General features: G+C 69.3%; 22 protein-coding genes and 1 riboswitch. Of the genes, 8 read left to right on the forward strand and 14 right to left on the reverse strand.

Going from position 1 to position 26,518, the window contains the following annotated elements:
* Positions 1–94 precede the first annotated feature (94 nt).
* Genes recC through arfB form a run of 4 tightly spaced genes read left to right on the forward strand, consistent with a single transcriptional unit; the run spans position 95 to position 9,847 of the window.
* Positions 95–3,433, forward strand: a complete 3,339-nt coding sequence (gene recC / locus BCO18175_RS18770; protein ID WP_174983109.1) for an exodeoxyribonuclease V subunit gamma — start codon at positions 95–97, stop codon at positions 3,431–3,433.
* On the forward strand, positions 3,430–7,140 hold the full coding sequence (recB, locus tag BCO18175_RS18775) for an exodeoxyribonuclease V subunit beta (RefSeq protein ID WP_174983111.1): 3,711 nt from the start codon (positions 3,430–3,432) through the stop codon (positions 7,138–7,140). The genes recC and recB overlap by 4 nt, the downstream gene beginning before the upstream one ends.
* A gap of 2 nt (positions 7,141–7,142) precedes the next feature.
* On the forward strand, positions 7,143–9,446 hold the full coding sequence (locus BCO18175_RS18780) for an AAA family ATPase (RefSeq protein WP_174983443.1): 2,304 nt from the start codon (positions 7,143–7,145) through the stop codon (positions 9,444–9,446).
* Positions 9,443–9,847: an alternative ribosome rescue aminoacyl-tRNA hydrolase ArfB gene (gene arfB / locus BCO18175_RS18785; RefSeq protein ID WP_039352282.1), complete on the forward strand. Its 405-nt coding sequence runs from the start codon at positions 9,443–9,445 to the stop codon at positions 9,845–9,847. The genes BCO18175_RS18780 and arfB overlap by 4 nt, the downstream gene beginning before the upstream one ends.
* A gap of 58 nt (positions 9,848–9,905) precedes the next feature.
* On the opposite strand, the gene BCO18175_RS18790 is transcribed toward arfB, so the two are convergent.
* The 5 genes from BCO18175_RS18790 to thiC all read right to left on the reverse strand — a co-directional run bounded on the left by BCO18175_RS18790 (position 9,906) and on the right by thiC (position 15,535).
* Positions 9,906–11,186: an EAL domain-containing protein gene (locus BCO18175_RS18790; RefSeq protein WP_174915186.1), complete on the reverse strand. Its 1,281-nt coding sequence runs from the start codon at positions 11,184–11,186 to the stop codon at positions 9,906–9,908.
* Positions 11,187–11,630: 444 nt separating this feature from the next.
* A complete protein-coding gene (locus BCO18175_RS18795) occupies positions 11,631–12,557 on the reverse strand; it encodes a DMT family transporter (protein ID WP_174983112.1) in 927 nt (308 codons plus the stop codon).
* Between the two features lie 143 nt (positions 12,558–12,700).
* On the reverse strand, positions 12,701–12,949 hold the full coding sequence (locus tag BCO18175_RS18800; RefSeq protein ID WP_174915188.1) for a hypothetical protein: 249 nt from the start codon (positions 12,947–12,949) through the stop codon (positions 12,701–12,703).
* A gap of 191 nt (positions 12,950–13,140) precedes the next feature.
* Entirely contained in the window at positions 13,141–13,353 is a 213-nt protein-coding gene (locus BCO18175_RS18805; RefSeq protein ID WP_174915189.1) for a glycine zipper 2TM domain-containing protein, read from the reverse strand.
* Between the two features lie 250 nt (positions 13,354–13,603).
* Positions 13,604–15,535, reverse strand: a complete 1,932-nt coding sequence (gene thiC, locus BCO18175_RS18810) for a phosphomethylpyrimidine synthase ThiC (protein WP_174969529.1) — start codon at positions 15,533–15,535, stop codon at positions 13,604–13,606.
* A 124-nt stretch (positions 15,536–15,659) separates the two neighbouring features.
* A riboswitch (TPP riboswitch) is annotated at positions 15,660–15,776 on the reverse strand.
* 269 nt (positions 15,777–16,045) lie between these two features.
* Here thiC and BCO18175_RS18815 point away from each other — a divergent pair.
* The 3 genes from BCO18175_RS18815 to BCO18175_RS18825 all read left to right on the forward strand — a co-directional run bounded on the left by BCO18175_RS18815 (position 16,046) and on the right by BCO18175_RS18825 (position 17,897).
* Positions 16,046–16,354, forward strand: a complete 309-nt coding sequence (locus BCO18175_RS18815) for a pentapeptide MXKDX repeat protein (RefSeq protein ID WP_174983114.1) — start codon at positions 16,046–16,048, stop codon at positions 16,352–16,354.
* 92 nt (positions 16,355–16,446) lie between these two features.
* Positions 16,447–17,079: a cytochrome b/b6 domain-containing protein gene (locus tag BCO18175_RS18820; RefSeq protein ID WP_174983115.1), complete on the forward strand. Its 633-nt coding sequence runs from the start codon at positions 16,447–16,449 to the stop codon at positions 17,077–17,079.
* Between the two features lie 29 nt (positions 17,080–17,108).
* Positions 17,109–17,897, forward strand: coding sequence for a molybdopterin-dependent oxidoreductase (locus BCO18175_RS18825; protein WP_174915192.1), 789 nt, complete (start codon positions 17,109–17,111; stop codon positions 17,895–17,897).
* 73 nt (positions 17,898–17,970) lie between these two features.
* Here BCO18175_RS18825 and BCO18175_RS18830 read toward each other — a convergent pair whose 3' ends face one another.
* The 3 genes from BCO18175_RS18830 to BCO18175_RS18840 form a co-directional block, all read right to left on the reverse strand.
* The gene (locus BCO18175_RS18830; RefSeq protein WP_043182145.1) at positions 17,971–18,252 is read right to left on the reverse strand and encodes a helix-turn-helix domain-containing protein; all 282 of its coding nucleotides are present in this window, start codon (positions 18,250–18,252) and stop codon (positions 17,971–17,973) included.
* On the reverse strand, positions 18,249–18,602 hold the full coding sequence (locus tag BCO18175_RS18835; RefSeq protein WP_174983117.1) for a type II toxin-antitoxin system RelE/ParE family toxin: 354 nt from the start codon (positions 18,600–18,602) through the stop codon (positions 18,249–18,251). The genes BCO18175_RS18830 and BCO18175_RS18835 overlap by 4 nt, the downstream gene beginning before the upstream one ends.
* A gap of 207 nt (positions 18,603–18,809) precedes the next feature.
* Positions 18,810–18,998, reverse strand: coding sequence for a hypothetical protein (locus BCO18175_RS18840; RefSeq protein WP_174982955.1), 189 nt, complete (start codon positions 18,996–18,998; stop codon positions 18,810–18,812).
* A gap of 108 nt (positions 18,999–19,106) precedes the next feature.
* On the opposite strand from BCO18175_RS18840, the gene BCO18175_RS18845 reads away from it, so the two are divergent.
* Positions 19,107–20,351 (forward strand): EamA family transporter, encoded by a 1,245-nt coding sequence (locus BCO18175_RS18845; protein WP_174983118.1) that lies wholly within the window; start codon positions 19,107–19,109, stop codon positions 20,349–20,351.
* A 21-nt stretch (positions 20,352–20,372) separates the two neighbouring features.
* Here the strand turns inward: BCO18175_RS18845 and BCO18175_RS18850 are convergent, their stop codons facing one another.
* From BCO18175_RS18850 to BCO18175_RS18875, 6 genes are all read right to left on the reverse strand, one after another.
* A complete protein-coding gene (locus tag BCO18175_RS18850; protein ID WP_174983120.1) occupies positions 20,373–21,572 on the reverse strand; it encodes an MFS transporter in 1,200 nt (399 codons plus the stop codon).
* Between the two features lie 184 nt (positions 21,573–21,756).
* Positions 21,757–22,581: a phosphodiesterase gene (locus BCO18175_RS18855; RefSeq protein WP_174983121.1), complete on the reverse strand. Its 825-nt coding sequence runs from the start codon at positions 22,579–22,581 to the stop codon at positions 21,757–21,759.
* A gap of 84 nt (positions 22,582–22,665) precedes the next feature.
* On the reverse strand, positions 22,666–23,697 hold the full coding sequence (locus BCO18175_RS18860) for an ABC transporter ATP-binding protein (RefSeq protein ID WP_174983123.1): 1,032 nt from the start codon (positions 23,695–23,697) through the stop codon (positions 22,666–22,668).
* A gap of 13 nt (positions 23,698–23,710) precedes the next feature.
* On the reverse strand, positions 23,711–24,607 hold the full coding sequence (locus BCO18175_RS18865) for an ABC transporter permease (RefSeq protein WP_174969521.1): 897 nt from the start codon (positions 24,605–24,607) through the stop codon (positions 23,711–23,713).
* Between the two features lie 10 nt (positions 24,608–24,617).
* On the reverse strand, positions 24,618–25,442 hold the full coding sequence (locus BCO18175_RS18870; RefSeq protein WP_174983124.1) for an ABC transporter permease: 825 nt from the start codon (positions 25,440–25,442) through the stop codon (positions 24,618–24,620).
* A gap of 14 nt (positions 25,443–25,456) precedes the next feature.
* Positions 25,457–26,485 carry an ABC transporter substrate-binding protein gene (locus BCO18175_RS18875; RefSeq protein ID WP_174983126.1) on the reverse strand — a complete coding sequence of 343 codons (1,029 nt, stop codon included), beginning with the start codon at positions 26,483–26,485 and terminating at the stop codon, positions 25,457–25,459.
* Between the last annotated feature and the right edge of the window lie 33 nt (positions 26,486–26,518).

Below are 26,518 nucleotides of genomic sequence, written 5' to 3' on the forward strand. Positions count from 1 at the left end.
CTTTCCGGACGAGGTCCGCGACGGCGGTCCATTTGCTATCCTTGGTGATCCTGTTCGCCCGGCCCGGCCGGCGCGAGGTTCCGACGCCTGCTTCATGCTCCATCTCTTCTATTCGAACCGTCACGAAACGCTGGCCGACGCGCTGCTCGAGGATCTGGCCGCGTTCCCGGCCCGCAACGGCCCGTGGGCGCCGCAACAGGTCATCGTGCCGAGCGCGGCGCTGCGCCGCCGTCTCGAGCTCGACATCGCCGCGCGCAACGGCGTGTGCGCGAACGTCGAGTTCACCTATCTCGCGCAATGGCTGTGGGCGCAGATCGGCCGCGTGCTGACGGTGCCCGCGCGTTCGCCGTTCGCACCCGACCGCCTCGTGTGGCGCTGCTACCGGCTGTTCGCGCAGGCGTCCGACGGGGCGCCGTGGCTCGCGTCGCCGCGGCTGGCCGCGTATCTGTCCGCGTCCGACGATGCAATGCGCTACGAGCTCGCGCACCGCGTGGCTGCCGTGCTCGATCACTACCTGACCTATCGTCCCGAATGGCTCGCCGCATGGCAGGCCGGCGAATCCGTGCTCGCGGGCGATGGGGCGCCGCGCGGGATCAGCGACGCCGCGCGCGACGACGAGCGCTGGCAGGCGGCGCTGTGGCGCGCGCTGCTCGCCGAGCTGAGCGACAGCGGCACGCCGCCGGCGCACCGTTTCCTCGTCGAGGCGCGCCATCTCGATGCTGAAACCATCGCGCGCGCGGACTGGCCGGAATCGGTCAGCGTGTTCGCGCTGCCGACGATGCCGCCGCTGCATGTCGCATTGCTGCGCGAGCTGTCGCGCTGGATCGACGTGCGCGTCTATGCGCTGAACCCGTGCCGTGAATTCTGGTTCGACATCGTGACCGCCGCGCATGCCGAGGCGCTCGATGCGGCCGGGCGGCTCGACTACCAGGAAGTCGGCCATCCGCTGCTCGCCGAATGGGGCAGGCAGACCCAGGCGCAGCTGCACATGCTGCACGAACTGACTGAAAGCGCCGCGTCGGGCGACGCGTCGCGTTTCGTCGAGAATCCCGCGCCGACGTGGCTCGCGCGCGTGCAGAACGCGATCCTCGAACTGCAGCCGGAGGCCGAAACCGGCGACGCACCGGCCGAGCGCGGGATCGAGGTGCACGTGTGCCACAGCCTCGCGCGTCAGCTCGAGGTGCTGCACGACCGGCTGCTCGCGTGGTTCGACGCCGACGCGAGCCTGCAGCCGTCCGACGTGCTCGTCGCGGTGGCCGATCTCGCGGCGGCCGGGCCGCTGATCGACGCCGTGTTCGGCACGGCCGGCACCGGCGGTGCGCGCGTGCCTTACCGGATCACCGGCCTGCCGCCGTCGCAGGCGAACCCGGTCGCCCGCGTGCTGCTCGACTGGCTCGCGTTGCCGGAGCGGCAGGTCGGCGCGCCCGAGCTGGTCGAATGGCTGCGCGTCGACGCGGTGGCGGCGCGCTACGGCATCGATGCGGCCGCGCTGGAGACGGTGCAGACCTGGCTCGCGGCCGCCGGCGCGCGGCGCGGGCTGTCGCCGCTCGCGAGCGACGACGCGGCCGTGCCGTCGCCGCGCCATACGTTCTCCGATGCGCTCGCGCGGCTCTTTCTCGGCTATGCGATGCCGGAAGGCGCGGCGCCGGTCGGCGCGTGGCTGCCGATCGAGGCGGCCACCGGCAGCGAGGCCGAACTGCTCGGCCGGCTCGCGCGCTTCACCGACGATCTCGACGGCTTCGCGCGGCGGCTGGCCGAATCGCATACGCCGCAAGGCTGGAGCGAACTGTTCGCCGACACGCTCGCACGTTTCTTCGATTCGGGCGCCGCGTATGCGGACGCGCTCGCGGGCGTGCGCGATTCGCTCGACGCGATGCTCGCCGCGATGACGGAGGGTGCGCCCGACGAAGCGTTGCCGGCAGCCGTCGTCCGGGCCGGGCTGGCCGCCGCGCTCGACGATCCGGCGCGCGGCGGGGTGCCGTGGGGCGGCGTCACGTTCTCGTCGCTGACGAGCCTGCGCGGCTTGCCGTATCGCGTCGTCTGCCTGCTCGGGATGGACGACGGCGTGCTGCCGAGTCTCGCGCGCGCGGACGAATTCGACCTGATGGCCGTATTGCCGAAGCTCGGCGACCGCCAGCGCCGCGACGACGAGCGCAACCTGTTTCTCGACCTGCTGCTCGCCGCGCGCGACCGGTTGCTGATCGCGTACACCGGCCGCAGCATTCGCGACAACGCGCCGTTGCCGCCCGCGGCACTCGTCGACGAACTGCTCGACCACCTCGCGCTCGTCACGGCGGGGCCCGACGCGGCGCCGGACGCGGTCGATGCCGCGCGGCGCGCCTTCGTCGTCGAGCATCCGCTGCAACCGTTCGCGGCCGCGTATTTCCAGCCCGGCAGCGAACTCGCTTCCTACGATGCCGAGCGTGCGACGCTCGCGACGCTGCTGGCCGCCGAGGCGTCGCGCGACGGGCCGCGCGAGCTGCCGTTCTTCGCGCAGCCGCTGCCGGCCGAACCGGTCGAGCCTGTCGCATTCAGCGAATTCGAACGCTTCTGGCGCCATCCCGCGCGTGCGCTGCTGCGCGCGCGGCTCGGCATCGTGCTCGCCGACGCGCAGGCCGAACTGCTCGATACCGAGCCGTTCGCGCTCGATTTCGCCGGCAGCGACGCGCTCGCCGAGCGCGTGCTCCCGTTGCTGATCGAGTCGGACGAGGGCGGCGTGCACGATCACGCGCTGCGCATTGCGGATGCGAGCCCCGAACTGCCGGGCGGCGCGACGGGCGCCGTGTGGCGCGACCAGGCGCTTGGCTCGATGACGCAACTCGCGTCGAACGTGCGCCGGGCGCTGGCCGACGGGATGGAGCGGCGGCCGTTCACGCTCACCGTCGTACCGGCCTGGCCGGACACCGAACAGGCGCTGTTCGGCGCCGACGACGCGCTGCTGTCGGGCGACGCGGTGAGCGCGCCGCTCGAACTGCACGGCACGCTGAACCGGCTCACGCCGGCCGGGCAGATCATCTACCGCTATGCGCGGCCGAGTGCGCGCGACTACCTGTCCGCGTGGCTCGCGCACCTCGTCTACTGCGCGATCGAGCCGGGCGGCCCGCGCCGCACGCTGTGGTTCGGCAGCGGCGGTGCATTCGAGCTGACGCCTGTCGCGGCGCCGCTCGAGCGGCTCGCGCCGCTGGCCGCGCTGTTTCGCGCGGGGCGGCGCATGCCGCTGCGGTTTTTCCCGCGCAGCGCATGGGCGAGGGTGTCCGACGGCGAAGCCAAGGCCGCGAGTGTCTGGATCAACGAGCGCGTCGTGAGCGAAGCCGATGATCCGGCCATCGCGATCGCGTGGCGCGGTGCGCATGCATCGCTCGACGAGCCGTTCGGCACACTCGCGCGGCTCGTGTTCGATCCGCTTGTCGAGCATCTGAAGGAGGTCGCATGAGTGCCGTGTCGCAGCCGCAGCAGGCGCTCGAACTCGACGTGTTCGCGTGCCCGCTCGACGGCGTCAACCAGATCGAGGCGTCGGCCGGCACCGGCAAGACCTGGAACATCTGCGCGCTGTATGTGCGCCTGTTGCTGGAAAAGGATCTCGGCGCGGATGAAATCCTCGTCGTGACCTTCACGAAGGCGGCGACCGCCGAGCTCCACGAGCGGATTCGCGGCCGGCTCGCGCAGCTTGCGCATGCGCTCGACACGGGCGACGACGGCGGCGATCCGTTCATCGAGCGCCTGCTCGAGACCACGCTCGGCGAAAGCGGCGAGCTCGATCCCGAAACGGCCGCGAAGCGGATCCGGCGTGCGCTGCGCGCGTTCGATCAGGCCGCGATCCATACGATCCACGCGTTCTGCCAGCGCGCGCTGCAGGAAGCGCCGTTCGCGGCCGCGATGCCGTTCGCGTTCGACATGGAGGCCGACGACGCGTCGCTTCGTTTCGAACTGGCAGCGGATTTCTGGCGCACGCGCGTCGAACCGGCGGCTGCGCGCTGGCCGGGCTTTGCGACCTGGCTCGTCGAATCGGGCGCCGGCCCGGCCGCGCTCGATGCGCAGCTTGCGCGCCGGCTGAAGAAGCCGCTCGCCGCGCTGCGCTGGGACGGCGTGACCGAGCCGGATGAATCGGCCGAGGCCGCCGCGGCCGAATGCTTCGCCGAGGCCGCGCGGATGTGGGCGGACGAGCGCGACGCGATCGATGCGTTGCTGCGCACCGCGCAACCCGCGCTCAACCAGCGCTCGCACAAACCCGAAGCGGTTGCCGATGCGCTTGCCGCATGGGCCGCGCATTTCGCGCAGGGCGACGCGACAGCTGCGCTGCCGAAGGCCGCGCTGAAGCTCACGCGTACCGCGCTCGTGAAGGCGACGAAAAAAGGCGGCGCGACGCCCGAACACGCATTCTTCGACGTGGCCGACGCGCTCGAAGCGGCGGTGGCCGCGGCCGAGGCCGCGCAGCGCGCGCGCTGGCTCGCGCTGATCGCCGAATGGCTCGACATGGCGCCGGGAGAGCTGGCCGAGCGCAAGCGCACGCGGCGTATCGTCTCGTTCGACGACCTGCTCGCGAACCTGTACCACGCGCTGCATGCGCATCCGTGGCTCGCCGAGACGCTGCGCGCGCGCTATCCGGCCGCGCTGATCGACGAGTTCCAGGATACCGACCCGCTGCAGTTCGCGATCTTCGACCGGATCTTCGCGCCGGGCGGCCCGCTGTTTCTCGTCGGCGATCCGAAGCAGGCGATCTACAGCTTCCGCGCGGCCGATCTGCATACCTATCTTGCCGCGCGTGAACGGGCGAGCGCGTGCTACACGCTCGCGGTCAACCAGCGTTCGACGCCCTCGATCGTCGATGCGTGCAACCGCTTCTTCATGTCGAATCCGCGTGCGTTCGTGCTCGACGGGCTCGACTATTACGCGGTGCGCGCCGGCACGCGCGTGCGCGCGCCGTTCGTCGATGAGACCGATCCGGGCCCGGCAGGCGATTTCCGGGTCTGGGCGTTGCCGGGCGGCGAAGGCACGCTGCTCAAGCGCGATGCACAGGCGCAGGCTGCCCAGGCCTGCGCGGCCGAGATTGCGCGGTTGATGCGCGGCGCGCGCGAAGGGCGCGTGCGGCTCGGCGATACGCCGCTGTCGCCGGGCGATATCGCGGTGCTCGTGCAGACACACCGGCAGGGCAGTCTCGTGAAGCGCGTGCTGGCCACGTGGGGCATCGGCAGCGTCGAACTGGCGCAGGCCTCGGTGTTCTCGACCGGCGACGCCGAGCAGCTCGAACGCGTGCTGGCGGCGATCGATGCGCCGGGCGACCTGCGGCGCTTGCGCGCGGCGCTCGCATCGGACTGGTTCGGCCTCGATGCCGGCGCGTTGTGGCGGATGGAACAAGGCGACGGCGATGCGCAACGTGACGCATCAGCGGTGGATAGCGCCGACGCGATGAGCTGGGTCGAGCGCTTCTCGCGGTACCGGCTACTGTGGCGCGAACGCGGCTTCGCGGTGATGTGGCGTACGTTCACGCGCGAGCTGCGGATTGCCGAGCGGCTGATGGCCGGCGCGGACGGCGAGCGCCGCGTGACCGACATCAACCATCTGGCCGAACTGACGCAGGCACGCGCGTCCGCGCAGCCGGGCATCGCGCCGACGCTGCGCTGGCTGGCCGCGCAACGGCTCGACGGCGGCGGCGAGGAAGCGCAGTTGCGGCTCGAATCCGATCGCAACCTCGTGCAGATCGTCACCGTGCACAAGTCGAAAGGCCTCGAATACGCGATCGTGTTCTGTCCGTTCCTGAACGACGGCGGGTTGCGCGAGCCGCCCGCGTCCGCGCTGCCCGATGCGCGCGAATATCACGACGATGCGGGCGACGCGGTGCTGCATTACGGGTGCGACGACGAGGCGGCCGCCCATGCGGCGCGGCAGGCGCTGCGCGAGCAGGCCGCGGAGCGCGCGCGGCTCGTCTATGTGGCGCTCACGCGCGCCGTCTATCGCTGCTACGTCGTCGCCGGGCCGTACCTGTCGTCGCGCTCGACACGCGAAGCGCGGCGCAGCGTGCTCAACTGGCTCGTTGCGGGCGCCGGCCAGGCGTTCGATGCGTGGCTCGACGAGCCGCCCGACGAAGCCGCGCTCGATACGGCGTGGCACGCGCTCGCGGGTGGCCCCGTAAGCGTGGCGCCATTGCCGGCGCCGGCGCGACCCGAGCGTCTCGCGGCCGGGCACGACGCGTCGCAGACACTCGCGGCGCGCCATGCGACGCGCATGCTGCGCGATGCGTGGCGGATGGCCAGCTTCAGTTCGCTGACTGCGTCGATGGCGCGCGAAGAGGCCGGCGTCGCGGCCGTGCCCGATGACGAACTGCGGCCCGATCACGATGCGCTTGCCGCGGTGGCGCCGGATGGCGAGTGGCTGTTGGCCGAAACAGTCGCGCCCGAACCTCCGGACGACGACATCCTCGTGTTCCCGCGCGGGGCGGCGGCCGGCGAGTGCCTGCACCGCCTGTTCGAACTCAGCCGCTTCACGGAGCCCGAGTCGTGGCCCAGGGCCGCGCTCGGCGCGCTGCACGACCGGCCGGTCGAGGCCGAGCCCGAACTCGCCACACGCCTGCCGGCGATGATGGTGCAGCTGGTCGACGATGTCGTGCGCACCGAGCTCGTGCCGGGCATGCGGCTCGCCGATCTCGATCCCGCGAAGCGGCTCGACGAAATGGGTTTCCTGTTCCCGGCGCCCGCGCTCGACCTGATGGCGCTGCGCCGCCTGCTGGTCGCGCACGGCTACCCGGACGTTGCACTGGAGGCGGGCACGCTCGCCGGTTTCATCAAGGGTTTCATCGACATGATCGTCGAACACGACGGCCGCTTCTGGATCGTCGACTGGAAGTCGAACCATCTCGGCACGACGCCGGACGCCTACGGCCCGCGCGCGCTCGATGTCGCGATGGCCGATCACGCGTATCACCTGCAGGCGCTGCTCTATACGGTCGCACTGCATCGCTACCTGCGCGGGCGGCTGCCCGACTACGACTACGACACGCATATCGCGGGTTACCTGTACCTGTTCGTGCGCGGTGTGCGGCCTGACTGGCGCAGCGGCGGCGAGCCGGCCGGCGTGCATGCGCGGCGGCCCGGGCGCGCGCTCGTCGACGCACTCGACCGGATGATGGAAGGGGGCCGCGCATGAACATGAACGCGCAGGACGATACGCTCGAATTCACCGGAGGCCTCGTCGCGCGGCTGCCCGAACCGGCCGATTTCGGCATCGCGCTCGCAGAAGGCTTCGCGCGCCGCATCGGCGACCTCTCTCGCCGCGCCGGCGCGCCGGCCGCGGCCGCACGCTGGGCCGCGCGCGCCGCGTTCGCGACGAGCCGCGCGACCGCGGGCGGCCACGTGTGCGTCGCGCTCGGCGCGCTCGCGCAGCGTTACGAAGCACCGCTCGACGAAGTCCGCGCGGCGCTTGCCGCGAGCGGCGTGGTTGCGTTCGGCACGCTCTCGCGCGGCGACGAGCGGCCGCTGATCGTCGACCGTCACGATCACCTGTATCTGTCGCGCTATTTCGACTACGAAAGGCGGCTTGCCGATGCGCTCGTCGCGCAGGCCGGTGTGGCCGCGCCGGACGAAAGTCTTGCACCCGGCCGGTTGCGCGACAGCCTCGCGCGTTACTTCGCGCCGGCAACCGGCGAAGTCGACTGGCAGCGCGTCGCGGCGATCGTCGCGCTGACGGGCCGCGTGACGATCGTCAGCGGCGGCCCGGGCACGGGCAAGACGACGACCGTCGTCGGCGTGCTGGCCTGTCTGCTCGATATGCACCCGGGGTTGCGCGTCGCGCTTGCCGCGCCGACCGGCAAGGCCGCGCAGCGGATGCAGGAAGCGCTGCACGCGCGGGCCGGCGACCTGCCACCCGAACTCGCGGCGCGCCTGCCCGATACGTCGTACACGCTGCACCGGCTGCTGGGCGGCGGCGGGGCGGCCGGCTTCCGGCATCATCGCGACAATCCGCTGCCGTACGACCTGATCGTCGTCGACGAGGCGTCGATGATCGACGTCGCGCTCGCCGCGCATCTGCTCGATGCGCTGGCGCCGGGCGCGCGGCTCGTGCTGCTCGGCGACAAGGACCAACTCGCCGCGGTCGAGGCGGGTGCCGTATTCGCGGAGCTGAGCGCGCGCCCGGCGTTTACCGCCGCGGCGCGCACGCGCATCGCTCAGGCGCTCGGCATCGACGAGGCGGCATTCGTCGCGGCGTTGCCGGTGCAGGACGAAGCCGCGACCGCAGCCGTTCCCGCTGCGCATCCGGTTTCCGCCGCGGCTCGGGCCTCGGCACCGCCGTCGGCGCTTGCCGCGGCCGCTCCACGCAAACCGGCGTCGCGACGGAAAGTCGATGAGCGACAGGCATCGCTCTTCGACGACGAACCGCAGGATGACGAGGTTTCACCGATCAACGACGCGCAGCCGCCGGCCGCAGGTCCGGTGCTGACCGAAACCGGCGAGGCTGGCGAGGCAGGCGAGGCCCCCGCGTGGATCGAGGCCGACGAACTCGCGTGGCTCGACGCCGTCGAACTGCCGCCGTTGGGCGCAGGCGACGTGGCGCTTGAATCGGCCACATCGATACTGCCAGGCGAACCCGCCGCCGCGTCCGCCATGCCCGTACCGGCACCGCTCGCCGACTGCGTGGTCTGGCTCGAACGCAATTACCGCTTCGGTCTCGATTCGCCGATCGGGCGGCTCTCGCTCGCGATCCGCAGCGGCGACGTGCAGGCCGCGCTCGATGCGCTGCCCGCCGACGATTCGGCCGCCGCGTCGTTCCATGACGATGCGGGCGAGTCGCTCGCGTCGTCGACGGTCGAGCGGCTTGCGCGGCGGTTCGGTGCCTACCTCGACGCATTGCGCGACGCGCTGGCCGCGCCGGTGCCCGATCCGCTGCCGCTGTTCGATGCGCTCAACCGGTTCCGGATCCTGTGCGCGACCCGCAGCGGCTTGCGCGGCGCGGAGCACGTCAATGCGCTCGTGGCCGCGCACGTGCGCCACGCGGCGCGCGTGCCGCTCGCGGTCGGCGCGCACTGGTTCACGGGGCGGCCGATCATGGTGACGCGCAACGATTATGCGCTCGGGCTGTTCAACGGCGATATCGGCATTGCGCTACCCGACGCGCACGGCGTGCTGCGCGTGTGGTTCAGGCGGGCGGACGGCACCGCGCGCGCGGTGTCGCCGGCCGCGCTGCCGCCGCACGAAACCGCGTTCGCGCTGACGGTCCACAAATCGCAGGGCTCGGAATTCGACGAAGCCGCGCTCGTGCTGCCGGCATCGTTCGGCCGCGTGCTCACGCGCGAACTCGTCTACACGGCCGTCACGCGTGCCCGCACGCGCGTGCAGGTGATCGGGCCGAGGCGCGTGCTGGCGCAGGCGGTCGCGACGCGCACGCAGCGCGATTCGGGGCTCGCGGCACGCGTCGACGAGGCGCTCGCACGGCGCCGCATGGAGGCGTCGCGATGATGATCCGCTATACGCTCGACCCGGCCGAAGTCGAATGGACGGCCGTGCGCGCGCAGGGCGCGGGCGGGCAGAACGTGAACAAGGTGTCGAGCGCGATCCACCTGCGCTTCGACATCCGCGCGTCGTCGTTGCCGCCCGTCATCAAGGAGCGGCTTCTCGCGCTGTCCGACCAGCGCATCACGCGCGACGGCATCGTCGTGATCAAGTCGCAGGAATATCGCACCCAGGAGAAGAACCGCGAAGCCGCGCTGGCGCGCCTCGATGCGTTGATCAGCGGCGTCGCGTTCACGCCGCGCGCGCGGGTCGCCACGCGGCCGACGCGCGCGTCGAAGGAGCGGCGGCTCGAGCACAAGTCGCGCCGCAGCGTGGTGAAGTCGGGAAGAGGGAAGGTGATCGACTGACGAATGGACGGGCGGACCAACGACGGGCGCGAGCGTCATTCGCCCGCCGCCGCGCCGGTTATCGCATCACGGTTCCTGCGCTGTCGAGCACGAAGTCGACGCAGAACACGACGAGCCGGCTTTGCGCGCGGATCGCGACGGCGGCCGTATAGCAGTCGCGTCCTTCCGTCAGCGAGAAGTGCGGGCCCATCAGTGCAACGCGTCCGGGCGCGGCGATCGCGCGCTGGAAATACGGGCGCCGCGACCAGTTGCTGTGGGTTTCGGGGAAGAGCGGTGAGAGGCGGGTGACACCCGGCTGGCCATCGTCGGGGCGCGCGCCGATCGACGGCAGGAACTGCTCGCCGATCTCGTCGGTGACGAACACGCGGCGCGCGGCCGGCACCGCGAATACTCGCTGTGCGGCGTCCTGCAGGTTGCCGCTCGCGGAAAACGCGGCCGCGCCGGTCAGCACGAGCCGCTCGATCGCGTCGAAGCCCGGCTGCTCGGCCACGACCGGCGTGTGCCGGTGGGCAATGAAGCGCTGCCACGCGGCGTCGAGCATCGCGGGCGCTGCCGCGCTGGCATGTGCGATCGATGCATCGGGCTGGCCGAACTGGAAGCCCTGTACGAAATCGATGTCGGCTTCCATCAGCGCCTGCAGCGCGTCGTCGCTCTCGACGCCCTCGGCGAGCACCATCGCGCCGGCCTGATGCAGCATCGATACGAGGTGATGCATGATGCGGCGATCGTCGGCCGAACCGGTCGAGCGTTCGACGAGCGAGCGATCGAGCTTGACGATGTCGGGTCGCGCGCGCCACACGCGGTCGAAGTTCGAGAATCCCGTGCCGAAATCGTCGATCGCGATCAGGAAGTCGCGATGCTGGATCATGTCGATCGTGCGGGCGAGCGCGGCTTCGTCGCGCGACGGCTGTTCGACCACTTCCAGCACGATGCGGTTCGGCGGCAGTGCGAAATGCCGGCACAGCGCCTCGACGAATTCGCGCTGCACGAGGCCCGAATCGAGCACGCGCGGCGTGACGTTCAGGAACAGCCAGCCGTCGCCGATGCCCTGCGCGACGAAGTTGGCCGTGTGCAGGCAGCGCGCGAGCCGGTCGAGCAGCAACGCGTCGGCGTCGGCGCGCGTCTTGTCGAACAGGGCGACGGGCGAGATCAGTGCGCCGTTCGAATCGACGACGCGCAGCAGCGCCTCGTAACCGACGACGCGCTTGTGTGTGATCGACAGCACGGGCTGGAACACGCTGCGCAATGTCGTGGTGCGATAGGTGGCGACCCAGCCGCCGGGCGTCGGCGTGAGACGTTCGAGCAGGGAGTCGAGCGAGAGGTCGCGGGCGGGCTTCATGTCAACGGTGCCCGAGGGCGAGCTGCGGGGCAGCAGCGCGCCACCACGCTGAAGCAGTCGCACGCGCGGGCGGACGCGAAAGAACGTGGGACATCGAGACCGCCTTCTGCGGGTAAGTGTTCGGAGTGTAACGGGAATGGGGCCGCTCGCGTATCAGGGAAACTCCAGACGCACGCGGGTATGCGGCTGCGGCCGGCGCGTCGCGCATGGCCGCCGCGCAGCGAAGCGCGCCGCCGAACATGACAATCCGGCGGCATGGCATGCGTGGGGCATGCGTGGTGAGGCGGGAAATCCCGGCGGCCGCCACCGCCGCGAGTGAAGATCGCCGTCAGAGGAACGCCGGCCGTGCTGCGGCAGCGCCCGCGGTGGGGCGGTGAACAGTCGGCGCCCGGTCGTCACGCATCACGGCGCGACCGATGGCGACGCGTGCACCCGAATGTATCGTCAGGTCGCTTCGCCGCTGCGCGGCCGGATCCCGGGAATCCGCTTGATCACGCCGGTCGCGAGCGCGGTGCCGACGAGCACGATCGCGCAGCCTTCGATCATCACGGCCGACACGTGTTCGCCGAGGAACAGCGCGCCCCACAGCAGGCCGAACACGGGGATCACGAACGTCACGGTAATCGCGCGGGCGGGGCCGACGTGCGCGATCAGGTAGAAGTAGATGAAATAGGCGATGCCCGTGCAGGCGACGCCGAGTGCGAGCACCGAGCCCCACGCGTGCGCGCTGACCGGCGCGGCTGGCCAGGTGGCGATCGCGAACGGCAGCAGCAGGATGGTCGAGCCGATCATGCTGCCGGTCGCGTTGACGAGCGGATCGACGCCGGTCAACTTGCGCTTCGTGTAATTGGCCGCGATGCCGTACAGCAGCGTCGCGCCGAGCGCCGCGGCGGCGGCGAGCGCGGTCGCGGTGGCGCCCGTTTCGCCGTGCGCATTCGCGATCTGGTTCCACACGAGCGTGAGCACGCCGGCGAAACCGATCACGAGGCCGAGCGCGCGCGGCAGCGACAGCTTGTCCTTCAGCCACAGGTAGGCCACGAGCGCGCCCCAGAGCGGCGTCGTCGCGTTGATCACCGACGTCACGCCGGCCGACAGCGTCAGTTCGGCGAACGCGAACAGGCAGAACGGGATGCCCGAGTTCAGCGCGCCGACGACAAACAGCGGCCACGCATGACGGCGCAGCCGGGCGCCGAGATCGGCGGGTTTGAAGCGCGTGAGCGCGAAGCCGGCGAGAAACAGCGCGCCGATGCCTACCCGCAACGCCATTAGCGGCGCGACGCCCAGATCGACGACGCCGATCCGGATAAACAGGAACGACGCACCCCACAGGGCAGCGAGCACGGTCAGCAGAAGGGCGTTTTTGGGCGACATCGATCGTGAAGGGCGGGGACGGGATGCAGAGAATCTTACACCCCGGTACCACGCCGTCGTTTCACGTTTCGATGAAATGGCAAGAAACGGGAATGTCGCCGGTGGCCGGCGCGGTGCGGCCGCCTGCCGGCGGTCGTGCCCGATCAGTGATGGTGCCAGCCGCCGCGTCCTCCGAAGCCGAAATTGAGCGAAACCGCCGGTCCCCAATAGCCGCCCCACGCGGGCGCATAGGCAGGTGCCGGATAGTAATAGGCGGGGCCGGGATCGACGTAGACGGGGGCAGGCTGCACCGGGGCTGCCGTGTAATAGCCGCCAGGATAGTAGCCGTACGGGTAGTAGCAGCCGGCGAGCGTCACGCAGGCGAGCGCCGCGGCGACGAGGGTCCTGTTCATGATGTCTCTCCGGCGGAGCCGGCAATCGGCAGATGCTTAAGCTTAGGCCGCGCGCCGATGACACGGTGTGCAAAACGGTAACGGATCATTTCCGCACCGGCTGCCGGCCACGTTGCGGCGCCGCATGCGAAAACGGCGCTTCCGCACCGCGGAAACGCCGTCTGGCTGACCATCGCGGCGCGCTGCGCCGCTTACTTGCCGACCTGGTTACCGATGATGCCGCCGGCCGCTGCGCCGCCCAGCGTCGACAGCGCACTGCCGCCGATTGCCGCGCCGGCGACGCCGCCGACACCCGCACCGATTGCCGTGTCGCGCTGGCGTCTCGTCATCGAGTCACAGGCCGACAGGCTGGCCACGGTCGCGACGAGCAGCGCGCATATCCCAATACGCCGTATCGAATTCATGATCGTTGTCCTTGCGGTTGTGAACGGAGGACACGCGACCGGCCGGCGGCCGCGCATGAACCCAATCTACGCGCCGTCCCCCGGCGCTGCTGTAAGGACTTGTTAAGGCTCTCGCGGTTTCGTAATGAATTGTTTCCGGTGGTTTACCCGTGCACCGGCAGGCACGCGACATGCGCAAAAAAGCCCGCTCGAAAGCGGGCTTCGTGCATCGCGAGGTGATCCGGTGCGGATCACCGGATCGCGTGTTCGCTTATTGACGGTGATAGATTTCGGCGCCGGTCTTGACGAACTCGACCGCCTTCACTTCCATCCCCTTCTTCAGCGCTTCGGTTTCCGACACGCCCTGCTGCGCCGCGAACTCACGCACGTCCTGCGTGATCTTCATCGAGCAGAAGTGCGGGCCGCACATCGAGCAGAAGTGCGCGACCTTTGCGGAATCCTTCGGCAGCGTTTCGTCGTGGAATTCGCGCGCCTTGTCCGGATCGAGACCGATGTTGAACTGGTCTTCCCAGCGGAACTCGAAGCGCGCCTTCGACAGCGCGTTGTCGCGCACCTGCGCGCCCGGGTGACCCTTTGCGAGGTCGGCGGCGTGCGCGGCGAGCTTGTACGTGATGATGCCTTCCTTCACGTCGTCCTTGTTCGGCAGGCCGAGGTGCTCCTTCGGCGTCACGTAGCACAGCATCGCGGTGCCGAACCAGCCGATCATCGCGGCGCCGATGCCCGACGTGATGTGGTCGTAGCCCGGTGCGATGTCGGTGGTCAGCGGCCCGAGCGTGTAGAACGGCGCTTCCTTGCACCAGTCGAGCTGGAGATCCATGTTCTCCTTGATCAGCTGCATCGGCACGTGGCCGGGGCCTTCGATCATCACCTGCACGTCGTGCTTCCATGCGATCTGCGTGAGCTCGCCGAGCGTCTTCAGTTCGCCGAGCTGCGCTTCGTCGTTCGCGTCGTAGATCGAGCCGGGGCGCAGGCCGTCGCCGAGCGAGAAGCTCACGTCGTACGCCTTCATGATCTCGCAGATCTCTTCGAAGTGTTCGTACAGGAAGCTTTCCTTGTGATGCGCGAGGCACCACTTCGCCATGATCGAGCCGCCGCGCGACACGATGCCGGTCATCCGGTTCGCGGTGAGCGGCACGTACTGCAGGCGCACGCCCGCGTGGATCGTGAAGTAGTCGACGCCTTGCTCGGCCTGTTCGATCAGCGTGTCGCGGAAGATTTCCCAGGTCAGGTCTTCAGCCTTGCCGTTGACCTTCTCGAGCGCCTGATAGATCGGCACCGTGCCGATCGGCACCGGGCTGTTGCGGATGATCCACTCGCGCGTTTCATGGATGTGCTTGCCGGTCGACAGGTCCATCACCGTGTCGCCGCCCCAGCGGATCGCCCACGTCATCTTGTCGACTTCCTCGCCGATCGACGACGTGACGGCCGAGTTGCCGATGTTCGCGTTGATCTTCACGAGGAAGTTGCGGCCGATGATCATCGGCTCGGATTCCGGGTGGTTGATGTTCGCGGGGATGATCGCGCGGCCGCACGCCACTTCCGAGCGCACGAATTCCGGCGTGATCTCGGCCGGCGCGTTCGCGCCGAAGGCTGCTGCGCCGAACGCCTGGCCCGGGTGCTGGCGGCCCATCATCGCGGCGAGCTTCGCGCCGTTCGGGCCGCTTGCCTTCAGGCTCTCGAGGTACTCGGCACGGCGCTGGTTCTCGCGGATCGCGATGTATTCCATTTCCGGCGTGATGATGCCCTGACGCGCGTAGTGCATCTGCGTGACGTTCTTGCCGGCCTGCGCGCGGCGCGGGTTGCGGTGCAGGCCCGGGAACCGCAGGTCGGCGGTGGCCGGATCGGCCGCGCGCTCGAGGCCGTACTGGCTCGACAGGCCGCCGAGGACTTCGGTGTCGGCGCGTGCCTCGATCCAGCCCTGACGCAGCGCGGCCAGGCCTGCGCGGATGTCGATCTTCGCTTCCGGATCGGTGTAGGGGCCCGACGTGTCGTACACGTAGATCGGCGGGTTCTTTTCGCCGCCGAAGCCGGTCGGCGTGTCGGCCTGCGTGATTTCACGCATCGGCACGCGGATGTCGGGCTGTGAGCCGGTTACATAAACCTTGCGGGAATTCGGCAGCGGGGCGACGGCCGCGGCATCGACATGAGCGTCGGCGGACAGAAACTTCGGATTGGCGTTCATGCAATCTCCTGTGTGAGCGCCGGACAGGCGCTTCGGCGCTTGCCCGGAGCCCTTGACGTATGTGGGGCTCGAGCTAAGCAGGAGACGAGGCTTGGTGAGGCGGCGGATTTCGTCAGAAGGATGGCGGCGAAATCCGTACGCTTCCCTGCGCTGGCATTATCCAGATCAGGTTCAAAGGGTATTTCTCACCCGCAATGCCGGTTGTTTGACCGAGCGCATTGCAGGACCCCCGCGTTAGCAGCGCACACGATACACTGGCTTGGCGGCGGTTTCAACCGGGAGAGGATCGGCTGCCCCGGTGCGGCCGCAGCATGGCGGGCGGTGCGATGGCCCGTCGAAATGGCAGCGCGTGTCGCCGCCGCATGGCCCCACGGCTTGGCCGGCAGCGGCGGAGCGGTGCAGCATGACGCGCTTTCGCGCAACTTCAAAAAAATATTTCGCAGCGGCTGTCATTTCCCGCGACGTCGTCCGTCTATTCGGCTCCTTAAACCCATGTTTTGGAGAGATGTCATGAAAAAAGTACTGATTGCCGCCTGCGTCGCCGCTTTTGCCACGATCGCCACGGGCGCGTATGCGCAGAACGACGCGATGTCGCAGCCAGGTTCGTCGATGTCGAAGGACGCGATGGGCCACGACGCGATGGCCAAGGATGCGATGGGCCATGACGCGATGAAGAAGGACGGCATGAAGAAGCATGCGATGAAGAAAGACGCGATGAAGAAGGACGCGATGAAGAAGGACGCGATGAAGAAGGACGCGATGGGGCACGACGCGATGGGCAAACCGTCGTCGGGCGACAAGATGGCGCCGTCGAACTGACGGAAGGCAGGCGCGGCGCGGCCGGCACGTGCGTCGCACGACGGCCGCCCGCCCGCATCGGGTCCCATCGACTCATTCCGGGAGTCTTCATCATGCAAACCGTTCCCGCTACCGGGCGCGCGGCCGCCACGCCGCCCGCGCGCCCGATCCATCCGTTGTGGGTGCGTGCGAGCCATTGGCTCAACGCACTCGCGGCGATCCTGATGGTGCTGTCCGGCTGGCGCATCTACGACGCGTCGCCAATCTATCCGCCGTTCGTGTTTCCGCACGGCATCACGCTGGGCGGCTGGCTCGGCGGCGCGCTGCAATGGCATTTCGCGGCAATGTGGCTGCTGGTCGGCAACGGGCTGTTCTACCTCGCGATGTCGATCGCGACGGGGCGCCTCGCGCGCAAGATGCTGCCCGTCACGCCGGCGTCGATCTGGCGCGACATCCGTGCCGCACTGGGCGGGCGGCTGTCGCACGACGACCTGAGCGTCTACAACGCGGTGCAGCGTGCCGCGTACCTGACCGCGATCGTCGATCTCGTCGTGCTGGTGCTGTCGGGGCTCACGATCTGGAAATCCGTGCAATTCCCGCTGCTGCGCGAATTGTTCGGCGGCTACGACAACGCGCGTGTCGTGCACTTTTGGGCGATGTCGCTGCTCGTCGCATTCGTCGTCGTTCACGTCGCGATGGCGCTGCTGGTGCCGCGCTCGCTGCTCGCGATGCTGCGCGGGCGCTGACCCGTCAACTTCGGGTGAAGGAAATCATCATGTCGGAATCCGAATACAAGCGCGACGGTTCGCGCTGGACGCTCGACCGGAAGTCGCTCGAACTCGACGTGCGCCGCGAGCTCGAGATGCCGTCGCGGCGGCTGTTCAACCGGCGCGTGCTGACGCTCGGCGGCCTGACGATGCTGACCGGCTGCACGCTGAAGGACGACGCGTCGGTCAACACGTTCCTCGAGACAGTGTCGCGCATGAACGACCGCGTGCAGGCGTGGCTGTTCAGCGGCGAGCGGCTCGCGCCGACCTACACCGAAGCCGACATCACGCGACCGTTCCCGTTCAACGCGTACTACGGGATCGACGACGTGCCGCACGTCGATGCGTCGACGTATCGGCTCGTGCTGTCCGGCCGCGTGACGGGCAAGCGCGTGTGGACGCTCGATGAACTGTATGCGCTGCCGCATGCGGAACAGATCACGCGGCATATCTGCGTGGAAGGGTGGAGCGCGATCGGCCGCTGGGGCGGCACGCCGTTCGGCGCGTTTCTCGCACGCGCCGGTGCCGATACACGGGCGAAATACGTCGGCTTCAAGTGCGCGGACGATTACTACGAGAGCATCGACATGCCGACCGCGCTGCATCCGCAGACGCTGCTCGCGTTCGACTACGACGGCCATCGGTTGCCGCCGGAATTCGGCTTCCCGATGAAGCTGCGGATGCCGACCAAGCTCGGCTACAAGAACCCGAAGCACATCATGGAGATCTTCGTGACCGATACGTTTCCGGGTGGCTACTGGGTCGACCAGGGGTACAACTGGTTCGGCGGATCGTGAGCGGTAGCGGTGCGTGGCATGCGGTGGCGGCGCATGCGCGTGCCGCGATGCGCCGGCTATCGCGGGTGACGCATCACGCGGATTCGCGTACCTGGAGATCGACGCGCAGGCCGACGGCCGCCGCCATGTTCACGAGCGCGTCGAGCCCGAACAGGTTGATCTTGCCCCGCATCAGGTCGGAGACGCGCGGCTGCGTGACCCCCAGCTGTTTTGCGGCCTGGGCCTGGCTGAGTTCGAGCTGCGCGATGCGCTGCTTGAGCGCGATCATCAGTTCGGATCGCAGCTTCATGTTCTCGGCTTCGGCCGGCTGGCCCTCGATTGCGTCCCAGACGCTTGAATAACGTTCGTTGGTCATCGTTTCCTCTCCATCGTCAGCGCGCGATAGCGCCGGGCGGCCAGTTCGATATCGGCCCTGGTCGTGCGCGCCGATTGCTTCCGGAAGCAGTGCAGCACGTAGACGGCGTCGGCGAATGTCGCGACGTAAATGATCCGGAACGCACCGCTCGCATCGCGCAGGCGAATTTCCCGCACGCCGACGCCGACGGTGCGCATCGGCTTCCAGTCGTCGGGTGCCAGGCCGCGTTGCACCTGGTCGATCTGGTGGCCGGCTTCGCGTCGCGCGGGCAGCGGGAAGCTGCGAAGATCGTCCAGCGCGCTGCCGACGAAAACAACGGGCTTCGGCGAAAGAATGGTTGGATTATACAAAATTTTGTATGGAAAGTGCGGATGTCGAAGGAAGGTCACGCAGGGCAGGAGATGCGTGAGCGAACCGTCACGATAAGGGGGGAGCGCTGGCCGGCGTGCAGGACTGGCCGTTCGGCCGATGCCTGGTTCGATCGCGACGGATTGCCGTGGATGGCGGGCGGAGCCGGCGCCGTCAACGCAGGCGCGCGGCGTATCCGGCCCCCGATTTCACGCGCCCGCCGGCCGGAAAATGTCGCGCGGAAACATCATTCGTGATCCTTTCAGACAGGTCTGACGATGCTTTCGAATCCTTGATGCCATAATGCCGAGCGTGCGCAGCCGAAACGGTTGCGCGCGTTTTTTTTGCCCCTCTGCCGCCGCTTGCCGGTTCTCTTTCGTCGCCGTTCGCACTGCCATGTCGTTCCGCACGTTCGCTCTGCCTTCCCGGTCCCGCCAGGGCCGTTTGCCGGCATCGCCGGCGTCTTTCAGCGGAGCACGCGGCGTGACGTGCGGGCAGGCTGCGCAATGACGCCGCTCGACCGTCTCCTCGATTTCTTCGCCCGCTTCTCGTTCCGGATCCGCCTGCCGCAAAGCCGCGGCGGCCGCGTGGCGCTGGCGCTCGTCTTCATCTATTTCGTCTGGGGTTCGACCTACAGCGGCCTGCACTTCGCGCTGCAGTCGTTCCCGCCGCTGCTGCTGTCGGGGTTGCGCAACCTGCTCGGCGGGATCGGCCTGTTCATCTTCGCGCTGCGGCGCAAGCCCGAATGGCCGACGCTGCTCGAAATCCGCAATGCGGGGATCGTCGGCACGATGCTCGTCGCGCTGTCGTCCGGCACGATCGCGCTCGGGATCAGCTCGGTCAGCAGCGGCTCGGCCGCGGTGATGGTGGCCACGGTGCCGCTGTTCGCGACCGTGATCGCGGCGGTCGCCGGGCGGCCGGTCACGAAAGGCGAGTGGGGCGCCGTCGCGCTCGGGATGGTCGGCATCGTCGTGCTGAACTCGGGCGGCGCGGCCGCGCAGAATTCGGCGCTCGGCACGATCTGCGTGCTGGCCGGCGCACTGTTCTGGGCCGGCGGCGCGCATCTCGCGACGCGGCTCAAGCTGCCGTCCGACCTGTTCCTGTCCACGTCGCTGCAGATCGGCCTCGGCGGCATGATCTCGACGCTCGTTGCCTGGCTGATCGGCGAGCGCATCGAGCACGTGATGGTGGGGCCGGTGTTCGCGTTCCTGTACCTGATGGTGTTCTGCACGATGGCCGCGTACGTCGCGTACGGCTACCTGATCCGCCACACGAGCCCGATCATCGCGAGCAGCTGCATGTACGTGAACCCGATCGTCGCGGTCGCGCTCGGTGCGCTGCTGCTCGGCGAGCCGGTGACGATGGCGACCGTGGTCGCGACCGTCGCGATCCTCGGCAGCGTCGGGCTGTCGTTCGTGTTCGATCCGGCGCGCCGGCCCGCGGCGCGTGCGGCAGCCGCCAGTTCGGCGGCCGCGGCAGCCGCGTCGACGGCGGAGGCTGTATCGACCCCCGAGCAGATCGAGATGCCGGATGCGGCGCCGATCCTCGCGCCTTCCGCCGTTCCGCTGGCGGTGCCGACGCCGGCTGCCGTGATGGATCCTGCCGCGGTCGTTGATCCGGCGCCGGCGTTCGCCATGCCGCCCATCGCTGAACCGGCACCCGCGTTCGCTACGCCGCCCATCGTTGAACCGGCCCCCGCGTTTGCCCCGCCACCCGTCGCCGGACCGGCCGCGCCCCGCGCCGAAACGTGACGCGGCCGTGGCCGGTCGCGCTCAGTTGCGCCGGCCGCCGCGATGGTGGAACCAGGCCCCGAGCGCGGTGAACACCAGCCCGGTTGCGCACATCCCGATCCAGCCGAACGCGTGCCATGCGGCGACGCCGGCCGACGAGCCGAGTGCGCCGCCGATGAAATAGCACACCATGTACACCGTGTTGACGCGGCTGCGTGCCTCGGGTTTCAGCGCATAGATGCGCGACTGGTTCGAGATCTGCGCGGCCTGCACGCCGACGTCCAGCACGATCACGCCGATCACGAGCCCGACGAGGCTCGAGCCCGACAGCGCGAAGATCACGAACGACAGCGCGAGCAGCGCAATCGCGAGCGAGATGATCGCGCGCGGGCCGCGCTTGTCCGCGAAGCGGCCCGCATACGGTGCCGCGAGCGCGCCCGCCGCACCGACGATCCCGAACAGGCCGGCCGCCTGCGGGCCGAGATGGAACGGCGCGCCGGCGAGCAGCAGCGTGAGCACGGGCCAGAACGCGCTGAATGCCGCGAACAGCGCGGCGCCCGTCAGCGATGCCTCGCGCAGCCCGCGCAATTCGACCGCCAGATGCCACATCGAGCCGAGCAGCTTGCCGTATGACAGCGTCGACGTCGGCGAACTGCGCGGCAGCCGCAGCACGATCACGGCGGCGAGCGCGACGAGCGCCGCGACCGACGCGGCGAACACCGCGCGCCAGCCGAAATACTCGGCGACGAAGCCGGCGGCCGTTCGCGCGAGCAGGATGCCGAGCAGCAGGCCGCTCATCACGGTGCCGACCGCATGCCCGCGTTCGGCCGGCGGCGCGATCTCGGCGGCGAACGGCACGGCCTGTTGCGCGATGGTCGCGAGTACGCCGATCGCGAGGCTCGCGACGGCGAGCACGGCCAGCGACGGCGCGGTGGCCGCGACGATCAGCGCGACCGACAGGCCGGCGATCTGCATCAGGATCAGCCCGCGGCGGTCGAAGCGGTCGCCGAGCGGCGCGAGCAGGAACATGCCGGCCGCATAGCCGAGCTGCGTCGCGGTCGGTACCGCGCCGATCCACGAAGCGCCGTCGGGAAACGCCGAGCGGAAGCTGTCGAGCAGCGGCTGGTTGTAATAGATGTTCGCGACGGACACGCCCGCGATCGTCGCGAGCAGCAACAGCAGGCTGCGCGAATAGTGAGGCGAGGCGGCGTCGGTCGGACGGTCGGTGGAGGCGGTGGACATGGCTGCGCGGACGGAAGTGGGGCGGCGCGGCGCGCGGCGCACGCATCGGGTGCGCAGGCGGGCGGGGTGCCGGTCGAGGCTGCCGATCATACCGGAGCGACGTGAATCCTGCCGGACGGGGGCAAATCGGCCAAACCGGCATAACCGGCCGGCCGCTGCCCGTCATCGTGCGTGCTTCAACCCGTCAGTCGACCAGTTCGCCCGTCGGTTCATAAAACGGATAAGGCCCGGCACCTTCATCGATATACACGTGATGCGACGTCATCCCCTCATCGGGCACATAGCGATGCACCGCGAACGCCGGCGGTTCGAGCCGGAATGCGGAGGGTGCATCGGTCCGCAGGTCGAATGCGACCTGATGCGCGGGCGACGGCACCGCGGCTGCGAGCGTGCCGCCGAAGCGCGTGAACATCGTGCGATGCACGTGACCGCACAGCACGCGCTCGACGTTCGGATGGCCGCGCAGCAGCGCATCGAGTTTCGCGGAAGCGGCGGGCGTGAGGCGCAGCTTGTCCATGTGGCCGATGCCCGCCGCGAACGGCGGGTGATGCAGCGCGACGATCACGGGCCGGTCGCGCGCGGCGTCGAGCTGCGCGGCGAGCCACGCGAGCCGTGCATCGCACAGGTCACCGTAGCTGGCACCGGGTACCTGCGAATCGAGCGCCAGCACGCGCACCGCGCCGACGTCGAGCGCGTACTGCACGAATTCACCCTCCTGCAGCTCCGCGCGGTCGGCGAACGCGCGGCGCAACCCGGCGCGGTCGTCGTGATTGCCGATCATCAGGTAGTACGGAATCTCGAGCGCTGCGAGCAGCCCGCGCAGGTTGCCGTACTCTTCATCGTGGCCGAAGTCGGTCAGGTCGCCGGTGACGAGCACCGCGTCGGGGCGCGGCACGAGTGCGTTCAGTTTTTCGATGCAGCGCGTGAGCGCGGCCGCGGTGTCGACGCGCCGGTACGCGAGCTGTCCCGGACGCTTGATGTGGAGATCGCTGATTTGAGCAAGCAGCATCGTCGTTCCTCGGAATTGTCTGATTGTTGTCGCGGCGTCGTGCGCCGCGGTGGGGTGCTGCATGAATAATGCCGGAATGACGGATTACGCGCCGAGCGCGATCAGCCCTTCCGATGCGATCGCGAGGCCGACCGCCGTCCCGCGCGCGAGCGCGATCCGGCCCGGCACGTCGATCACGAGCGCGTCGGGGGCCGCGTGCTCGATCGTGAGCCGCGTGCGCTCGCCGAGGAACGCGCACGCACTGACCGCGCCGCGCAACGGCGCATGCGCGGGATCGGCGAGTTGCGCATCCTCGGGGCGGAAGAACCACTCGTCGGCCGCATGCGGCGTCGCGATCGCGCCGCCCGTGGTTACCAGCGTGCCGTCGCGCCATTGCCCGGCGAGCCGGTTCAGCGTGCCGATGAACTGCGCGACCGTGCGGTTCGCCGGGTGGTAGTAGATGTCGCGCGGCGTGCCGATCTGCTCGATGCGGCCCGCGCCCATCACGACGATCCGGTCGCCGAGCTCCATCGCTTCGGCCTGGTCGTGCGTCACGTAGACCGTCGTCACGCCGAGTTCGCGCAGCAGCGTATTCATCTCGCGACGCAGCGTGTCGCGCAGCTTCGCGTCGAGCGCGGTCAGCGGCTCGTCGAGCAACAGCACGCGAGGCCGCACCGCCAGCGCGCGGGCCAGCGCGACGCGCTGGCGCTGGCCGCCCGACAACTGGTCGATCGGCTTGTCCGCATGCGCGTCGAGCCGCATCATCGCGAGCAGCTCGTCGACACGCTCGCGCAGCGCGCGCGGCTCGGTCTTGCGGATCTTCAGCCCGTAGCCGACGTTGCCGCGCACCGTCAGGTTAGGAAACAGCGCGTAGTTCTGGAACACCATGCCGACCTGCCGGCGCTCGATCGGCAGCGCGGTCACGTCGTCATTGCCGAACGCGATCGTGCCGCCGGCGTCCGGCGTATCGAGGCCCGCGATCAGGCGCAGCGTCGTAGTCTTGCCGCAGCCCGACGGCCCGAGCAGCACGAGCGTTTCGCCCGCGCCGATCGACAGGTCGAGCGGTTCGAGCACGCGGGTGCCGCGGAACGTTTTCGCACAGCGGGTCAGGGTGATGGGGGTGGAATCGAGTTTCATGTCTGCGAGAAATTCAGCGCGGACGCTTCTTGAGCGCGCGCGTGCCGGACGGATCGACGCCGAGCCACTGCATCGCGACCAGCAGCGGCAGCGTCATCAGCAGGAACAGGATCGTGTACGCGCTGCCGACTTCGAGGCGCAGCGACGCATACGTATCGGCGAGCCCGACGGGCAGCGTCTTGGTGTCGGGCGTATGCAGCATCCACGTGAGGTTGAATTCGCCGATCGACAGCGTGAGCACCGCGAGCGCGCCCGCGACGATGCCGGGGCGCAGGTTCGGCAGCACGATCGTGACGAAGCGCGTGACGAACGACGCACCGAGGCTGGCCGCGCCTTCCTCGAGCGTGCGCAGGTCGGCGCCGGCCGCGACGGCCGCGACCGCGCGCACCATGAACGGCAGCGTGAACACGACGTGGCCGACGACGATGAACCACAAGCTCATCCGGAACGCGGTGAAGCCGCCGTAGACGACCAGCAGCGCGAGCGCCGACGCGAGGCCGGGCAGCGCGACGGGCAGCACCAGCGCCTCCTCGATCGCACGCGCGACACGGCTCTTGCTGCGCGCGAGCGCATAGCCGGCCGGCACGCCGACGACGAGCACGATTGCGAGCGTCGCGAACGCGACGTAAAGCGACAGTGCGATCGAGCCGTGATACTGCTGCCACACCTGTTCGAGCCAGCGCAGCGTGAGGCCGCTCGACAGGCCGCGGAAATAGTTGACGGTGAGGCCCGCGAGCACCGACATCACGACGGGCACGATCAGGAACGCGCACAGCAGCAGCGTGACGCCCCATTGCAGCGCGGCGATCGCGCGCGCGCCGGTGACACGCGGCGCGCGGCGGGCGACGCCGTTCGCCTGCGCGGGAGCGGGGGCCGGCGACGGCGCGGAAGAGCCGGAAAGCGATTGCATGCAGGAATCCTCAGGCCGCGGCGGCGGCGGTGTGGCCGGTGAAGCGGCGCGCGAGCGCGAGCACGGCCCAGGTGACGATGCCGAGCACGATCGACAGGCCGGCCGCCGTCGCGATGTTCGCGTTCAGCGTGAACTCGGTATAGATCGTCATCGGCAGCACGTTCAGGTCGGTGGCGAGCGTGAACGCGGTGCCGAACGCGCCCATCGCGGTCGCGAAGCAGATCGCGCCGGCCGCGATCAGGCCCGGAGTGAGCGCGGGCAGCACGATGTCGACGAAGATGCGCCACGGCGATGCGCCGAGCGAACGCGCGGCTTCCTCGAGCGATGCGTCGAGCTTCGACGCGGCCGCGATCACGGTGACGATCACGCGCGGAATCGAGAAGTACAGGTAGCCGATGAACAGCCCGGCGACCGAGTACGCGAATACCCACTTGTCGCCGGTGAGCTTCGCGGACAGCATGCCGATCAGGCCCTGGCGGCCGGCAAGCATGATCACCATGAAGCCGACGACGACGCCCGGGAACGCGAGCGGGAACGTGAGCAGCGCGAGCAGCACGCGCTTGCCCGCGAATTCGCGGCGCGCGAGCAGGAGGCCCGAGATCGTCGACAGCGCGAGCGTCGCGAGCGTGACGCCCGCGGACAGCGCGACGGTCTCGCCGAGGCTCTTCATGTAGCGCGCATTGCCGAGCAGCGCCGCGTAGTGCGAGAAGAACGCGCCGTCGGCGGACACCTGCACGAGTGCCGCCATCGGCAGCAGCCAGAAGGCGGCGAATACCGCGAGCGCCGGCGCGACGAGCGCGACGCGCCAGCGCAGCGGAAAAGTCAGGTCGAGCATCGGTTGCGTCCTGCTTACTGCATCACCTGCAGGTATTGCTGGCCGAATGCCTGCTGACCGGCCGCCATCTTGCCGAAGTCGACCGATTTCGCGCGTGCGTATTCGCTCGCCGGCAGGAACTTCGACGCGATGTCGGCGCCGAGCGTCTGTGCGCGTACCGGGCGCAGGTACGCGTTGGCCCACAGCTTCTGGCCTTCGTCGGACAGCACGAAGTCGAGCACCTTCTTGCCGTTCGCGTCGTGCGGCGCGCCCTTCACGAGACTCATCACGTACGGCACCGCGATCGTGCCCTCCTTCGGAATCACGAACTCGACGTTCGCGTTGTCCTTGTACTTCGCGCGATACGCGTCGAAGTCGTAGTCGAGCAGGATCGGAATCTCACCCGACAGCACGCGCGCATACGCGGTTTGCTTCGGCACGATCGGTGCGTTCGACTTCAGCTTCCTGAACCAGTCGAGTGCCGGCTTGAAGTTGTCGAGGCTGCCGCCGAGCGCCTGGTTCACGGCGACCGCGCCCGCATAGCCGACGAACGCACTCGACGGATCGAGATAGCCGACCATGCCCTTGTATTCCGGCTTCAGCAGATCGGCCCACGAGCGCGGCACCGGCTTGCCGTCGAGCGCGTCCTTGTTCACGAAGAAGCCGAGCGTGCCCGAGTGGATCGCGAACCAGTAGCCTTGCGGGTCCTTCAGGTTCGCGGGGATGTCGTTCCAGTGCGCGGGCTTGTACGGCGCGATCACGCCCTTGTCCTTCGCCTGGAACGCCGACGACACGCCGAGGTAGACGACGTCGGCGACCGGGCTCTTCTGCTCGGCGATCAGCTGCGCGATCGACTGGCCCGAGTTCTTGTTGTCGAACGGCACGCGGATGCCGGTCTTCTGCTTGATCGCCGCGATCTGCGCGGCCCAGTCGGCCCATTCGGGCGGGCAGTTGTAGCAGATCGCCGTTTCGTCGGCGTGGGCGGCGGGCGCGCCGGCGATGAGCGCGGCGCAAGCGAGCGGCGCGGCAAGCGCGCGCAGCAGCGAGGTCAGGCGAAAGGACACGGTAGGTCTCCGGGCGAGGGTGAGGCGCTGGGG

The sequence above is a fragment of the Burkholderia lata genome (assembly GCF_902499335.1).
In the GTDB taxonomy this organism is placed as follows: domain Bacteria; phylum Pseudomonadota; class Gammaproteobacteria; order Burkholderiales; family Burkholderiaceae; genus Burkholderia; species Burkholderia lata_B.

What these genes read in the sequence shown, in the direction of transcription:
- BCO18175_RS18820 (WP_174983115.1), top strand. Translation starts at nt 16,447, where the DNA reads ATGCAAACCGTTCCCGCTACCGGGCGCGCGGCCGCCACGCCGCCCGCG.
- thiC (WP_174969529.1), bottom strand. Translation starts at nt 15,535, where the DNA reads ATGAACGCCAATCCGAAGTTTCTGTCCGCCGACGCTCATGTCGATGCC.
- recC (WP_174983109.1), top strand. Translation starts at nt 95, where the DNA reads ATGCTCCATCTCTTCTATTCGAACCGTCACGAAACGCTGGCCGACGCG.
- recB (WP_174983111.1), top strand. Translation starts at nt 3,430, where the DNA reads ATGAGTGCCGTGTCGCAGCCGCAGCAGGCGCTCGAACTCGACGTGTTC.
- BCO18175_RS18800 (WP_174915188.1), bottom strand. Translation starts at nt 12,949, where the DNA reads ATGAACAGGACCCTCGTCGCCGCGGCGCTCGCCTGCGTGACGCTCGCC.
- BCO18175_RS18795 (WP_174983112.1), bottom strand. Translation starts at nt 12,557, where the DNA reads ATGTCGCCCAAAAACGCCCTTCTGCTGACCGTGCTCGCTGCCCTGTGG.
- BCO18175_RS18845 (WP_174983118.1), top strand. Translation starts at nt 19,107, where the DNA reads ATGACGCCGCTCGACCGTCTCCTCGATTTCTTCGCCCGCTTCTCGTTC.
- BCO18175_RS18870 (WP_174983124.1), bottom strand. Translation starts at nt 25,442, where the DNA reads ATGCTCGACCTGACTTTTCCGCTGCGCTGGCGCGTCGCGCTCGTCGCG.
- BCO18175_RS18855 (WP_174983121.1), bottom strand. Translation starts at nt 22,581, where the DNA reads ATGCTGCTTGCTCAAATCAGCGATCTCCACATCAAGCGTCCGGGACAG.
- BCO18175_RS18815 (WP_174983114.1), top strand. Translation starts at nt 16,046, where the DNA reads ATGAAAAAAGTACTGATTGCCGCCTGCGTCGCCGCTTTTGCCACGATC.
- BCO18175_RS18790 (WP_174915186.1), bottom strand. Translation starts at nt 11,186, where the DNA reads ATGAAGCCCGCCCGCGACCTCTCGCTCGACTCCCTGCTCGAACGTCTC.
- BCO18175_RS18780 (WP_174983443.1), top strand. Translation starts at nt 7,143, where the DNA reads ATGAACGCGCAGGACGATACGCTCGAATTCACCGGAGGCCTCGTCGCG.
- BCO18175_RS18825 (WP_174915192.1), top strand. Translation starts at nt 17,109, where the DNA reads ATGTCGGAATCCGAATACAAGCGCGACGGTTCGCGCTGGACGCTCGAC.
- BCO18175_RS18830 (WP_043182145.1), bottom strand. Translation starts at nt 18,252, where the DNA reads ATGACCAACGAACGTTATTCAAGCGTCTGGGACGCAATCGAGGGCCAG.
- BCO18175_RS18865 (WP_174969521.1), bottom strand. Translation starts at nt 24,607, where the DNA reads ATGCAATCGCTTTCCGGCTCTTCCGCGCCGTCGCCGGCCCCCGCTCCC.
- BCO18175_RS18850 (WP_174983120.1), bottom strand. Translation starts at nt 21,572, where the DNA reads ATGTCCACCGCCTCCACCGACCGTCCGACCGACGCCGCCTCGCCTCAC.
- BCO18175_RS18860 (WP_174983123.1), bottom strand. Translation starts at nt 23,697, where the DNA reads ATGAAACTCGATTCCACCCCCATCACCCTGACCCGCTGTGCGAAAACG.
- BCO18175_RS18805 (WP_174915189.1), bottom strand. Translation starts at nt 13,353, where the DNA reads ATGAATTCGATACGGCGTATTGGGATATGCGCGCTGCTCGTCGCGACC.
- arfB (WP_039352282.1), top strand. Translation starts at nt 9,443, where the DNA reads ATGATGATCCGCTATACGCTCGACCCGGCCGAAGTCGAATGGACGGCC.
- BCO18175_RS18840 (WP_174982955.1), bottom strand. Translation starts at nt 18,998, where the DNA reads ATGGCAGTGCGAACGGCGACGAAAGAGAACCGGCAAGCGGCGGCAGAG.